Annotated in this window: 5 protein-coding genes and 2 tRNA genes; 4 read left to right on the forward strand and 3 right to left on the reverse strand. The window is 59.5% G+C overall.

Features of this window, described 5'->3' with window-relative positions; all coding sequences use genetic code 11:
* Nucleotides 1-604: MFS transporter (locus AAC083_RS01320; RefSeq protein ID WP_146181774.1), on the forward strand; the 604-nt coding region annotated here is incomplete at its 5' end.
* A gap of 21 nt (nucleotides 605-625) precedes the next feature.
* Here AAC083_RS01320 and AAC083_RS01325 read toward each other — a convergent pair.
* The 3 genes from AAC083_RS01325 to folB form a co-directional block, all read right to left on the reverse strand.
* Nucleotides 626-1114: a YbaK/EbsC family protein gene (locus tag AAC083_RS01325; RefSeq protein WP_108537864.1), complete on the reverse strand. Its 489-nt coding sequence runs from the start codon at nucleotides 1112-1114 to the stop codon at nucleotides 626-628.
* Nucleotides 1115-1238: 124 nt separating this feature from the next.
* Nucleotides 1239-1748, reverse strand: coding sequence for a 2-amino-4-hydroxy-6-hydroxymethyldihydropteridine diphosphokinase (gene folK, locus AAC083_RS01330; protein ID WP_108537865.1), 510 nt, complete (start codon nucleotides 1746-1748; stop codon nucleotides 1239-1241).
* Nucleotides 1749-1800: 52 nt separating this feature from the next.
* Nucleotides 1801-2172, reverse strand: a complete 372-nt coding sequence (folB, locus tag AAC083_RS01335; protein WP_108537866.1) for a dihydroneopterin aldolase — start codon at nucleotides 2170-2172, stop codon at nucleotides 1801-1803.
* Nucleotides 2173-2341: 169 nt separating this feature from the next.
* On the opposite strand from folB, the gene plsY reads away from it, so the two are divergent.
* The 3 genes from plsY (at nucleotide 2342) to AAC083_RS01350 (ending at nucleotide 3255) form a co-directional block, all read left to right on the forward strand.
* On the forward strand, nucleotides 2342-3004 hold the full coding sequence (plsY, locus tag AAC083_RS01340) for a glycerol-3-phosphate 1-O-acyltransferase PlsY (RefSeq protein WP_146181775.1): 663 nt from the start codon (nucleotides 2342-2344) through the stop codon (nucleotides 3002-3004).
* A 47-nt stretch (nucleotides 3005-3051) separates the two neighbouring features.
* Nucleotides 3052-3127: transfer RNA gene (locus tag AAC083_RS01345), tRNA-Phe, on the forward strand.
* A 52-nt stretch (nucleotides 3128-3179) separates the two neighbouring features.
* Nucleotides 3180-3255: transfer RNA gene (locus tag AAC083_RS01350), tRNA-Thr, on the forward strand.
* Nucleotides 3256-3313: the final 58 nt, after the last annotated feature.

The following is a 3313-nucleotide window of genomic DNA, read 5'->3' on the forward strand; positions in this document are numbered from 1 at the left end:
GTTCAAGACCAGCACCTTCGCCATCGGTGTCTGGGGTAACCTGTTCGCCCGCCTCGGCAGCGGTGCCATGCCCTTCCTCACCCCGCTCTTCCTGCAACTGGGACTGGGTTTCTCGCCGAGCAAGGCGGGTATGACCATGATCCCCACTGTGCTTGGGGCCATGCTGACCAAAACGCTGGTGAACAAGCTCATTCCGCGCATCGGTTATCGGCGCATCCTGATCGGCAATACCCTGGCGCTGGGGGCCATGATCGCCAGCTTCTACTTCATCGACAACCAGCTGCCCTATGGGGTACTGCTGGGCTGGTTGATGGTGTTTGGCGCCATCAACTCGCTGCAGTTCTCCGCCATGAACACACTCACGCTGCAAGACTTGAGCACCGAGCATGCCAGCAGTGGCAACGGTCTGTTGTCGGTGGTGATGCAGCTATCCATGAGCCTGGGGGTGGCCATCGCCGCCAGCCTGTTGGGGCTCTTCTCTGCGGGTTTGTCGGCGTCGAATGGGCAGTGGCTGGGAGGCTTCCACCTCACTTATCTCTGCATCGGCCTCATGTCCATGCTGGCGGCGCTGATCTTCGCCCAGCTGGCGAGGGACAAGGGGTAAGCGGGTTGGTATCGTCAGCCGTCAGGCTGATGGTGCAGGCAGATAGCTGACCTGACAGGGAAGCTGCTCAAGCACCCGGGCAAGGTGAGTAGTCTCCAGCAGAAAGGTCTGCTCCGGGTGGCCCGGTGTCCAGGTGAAGGCGTGATGGTCCATCAGTTGAGGGTCTACCAGTAGCGGAATATCGGCGCGGGGCAGAAAGGGGCAGACGGCGCCCGGCAGACAGCCGATCTCGGCCTGCATCTCTTCTGCGGTGCAGATGGAGGGCTTGGCACCGAGCGCGGCTTTGACCGCCTTGTTGTCGAGCCGCCCCCCCTGATGGGTCAGCAGCAGGGCGAAGCGACCATCCCTGAATTTGAGAAACAGCGTCTTGCTGAACACCGCCTGCCAGCCCAAGCGGGCCCTGACTCTTTCGTCGGTGGCGTAATCCAGAATGGGTTCATGCTGGTAGCGCTGATGGGGCAACTCGGCCAGCAGCTGGCAGTTGAAGTCGTGAATGGTGTCGAGCGGCATGGGGATCTCCTGTGGCGAGCCTTATCCTGCCAGCCATGGCAGGCCGGGCCCAATCACACTTTCTTATGGCGGATAAGCCGCCTTGCAAGATGCAACAAGGGCACCCTCGGGTGCCCTTGTTGATTCAGTAAGGCTGCAGCTCGCACGCTTCCCAGTGAAAGGGAATAGGGCAGAGTCGCTGGGAGGCCTTGTCATAATCCTGCCACAGCTCACCCAGCGTGCGGCCATCGACCGGATGGCGCAGGCTCGGGGCCAGTTCGGCCAGTGGCCAGAGCACAAAGGCATTGGTGAGGATCTCGCCGCGGGGCAGGGCAACCGGGGTCTCACAGACCCGATCACCATAGAGCAGCAGATCCAGATCCAGGGTGCGCGGTGCGAACTTCTTGGCATCCGGCTCGCGGCCGTGGGCGAACTCCATGGCGCGCAGCCGTTGGCACAGGGTTGCCAGCGGCAGATCGGTGTCGGCCCCCACGACCAGGTTGTAGAAGGGGCGGCCATTGAAGCCCACCGCCTCGCTCTCGAATACCCTGGAGACCGCCAGCTCGCCGAACTCGGCATGCAGGGCATCGAGTCCGGCGTGGATGTGGTGCTCCCGCTCTATGTTCGAGCCCAGACTGATATAGATGCGGATCATGCGGCGCTCCCTGTCATCGGGCTTGCACCCAGACGGATATAGAAGGAGGCCATCAGTTGGCGCTCGCGGCCGGAATACGGTGGCGCAGGATCTCGACCCCGACGCCAGCGGCATTGGGCACGGCGCCCGGTTTGGTCAGGATGACCTTGACCCATTGCACCCGCTCGTCGGCCAGCACCAGCATGGCGACCTGCTCGGCCATGGTTTCGACCAGTTCCACCACCTTGCTGGCGGCGTGATCACAAATCTTGCGAGAGAGGGTGGCGTAATCCAGTGCCAGATTGATATCGTCGGTTGCTGCGGCGGGACGGTTGTCAAACCCCATTTCCAGGTCGAAACAGAGCTTCTGGCGAATGCCTTTCTCCCACTCATAAACACCAATAGTGGTCAAAACCTCGAGTCCGCGAATAAACACCTTGTCCATGACAGTACTTCTTCTTTACTCTTGATGGGCTGTGATAACAGCGCAGGGATGCAGGCCTGGCAACCAGTTTGCCGCGCGGTCGGTTTGAACGACACGCTTTTGGGCAACGCCAAGCCAGAGAATGTGGCCCGCATCATACCCCATTCATATCGTGGTAAAAACGACCAAGATGACGGCCCTGACGATTTTGATGATTATTCTGGCCTATCTGGGCGGCTCGCTGTCCAGTGCTGTGCTGGTTTCCCGTATCACGGGTCTGCCGGATCCTCGCGATCATGGCTCACACAATCCGGGTGCGACCAATGTATTGCGCCTCGGCGGCCGCGTGGCTGCCGTTGTGGTGTTGCTGCTCGACGTGCTCAAGGGCACGGCCCCCGTCTATCTCGCCTGGTATCTGCAAATCAAACCCGTTTACCTCGGCTTGATCGGGGTGGCGGCCTGCCTCGGCCACATGTACCCCATTTTCTTCCACTTCCGGGGAGGAAAGGGGGTCGCGACGGCACTCGGTACCATGATGCCTATCGGTTTTACCATGGGTGGCGCCGTCATCGGCACCTGGCTACTGGTGCTGCTGGTGAGCGGCTACTCCTCGCTGGCCTCCATCATTACCGTGCTGCTGACCCCGCTCTTTACCTACCTGCTCAAACCCGAATACACCCTGCCGGTCTCGTTGCTCTCCTGCCTCATCCTTATCCGCCATCATGAGAACATAGCCCGCCTGCTGAAAGGGGAGGAGCCCAGAGTCTGGGGCCGTCCGGCGCAGTCCGGTCAGGAAGAAGTAGGGGAAATGTATGATGTTGCGCAAAAAAGAGACGAACGAGACAAAAAGTGAAATTTCCCGTTGACCATCCGCCTTAAAATCCGTTTAATAGCGCCCACGCCCAGATAGCTCAGTCGGTAGAGCAGGGGATTGAAAATCCCCGTGTCGGCGGTTCGATTCCGTCTCTGGGCACCAAAATTTGGTGCCATGAAATAAAAATTTGTTCATGCACAAGGGTTTAAAGTGTGCCGGCTTAGCTCAGTAGGTAGAGCAACTGACTTGTAATCAGTAGGTCACCAGTTCGATTCCGGTAGCCGGCACCATTTATAGATTGCCCAGATAGCTCAGTCGGTAGAGCAGGGGATTGAAAATCCCCGTGTC

It is taken from the genome of Aeromonas sp. HMWF014 (assembly GCF_963878295.1).
Classification (GTDB): domain Bacteria; phylum Pseudomonadota; class Gammaproteobacteria; order Enterobacterales; family Aeromonadaceae; genus Aeromonas; species Aeromonas popoffii.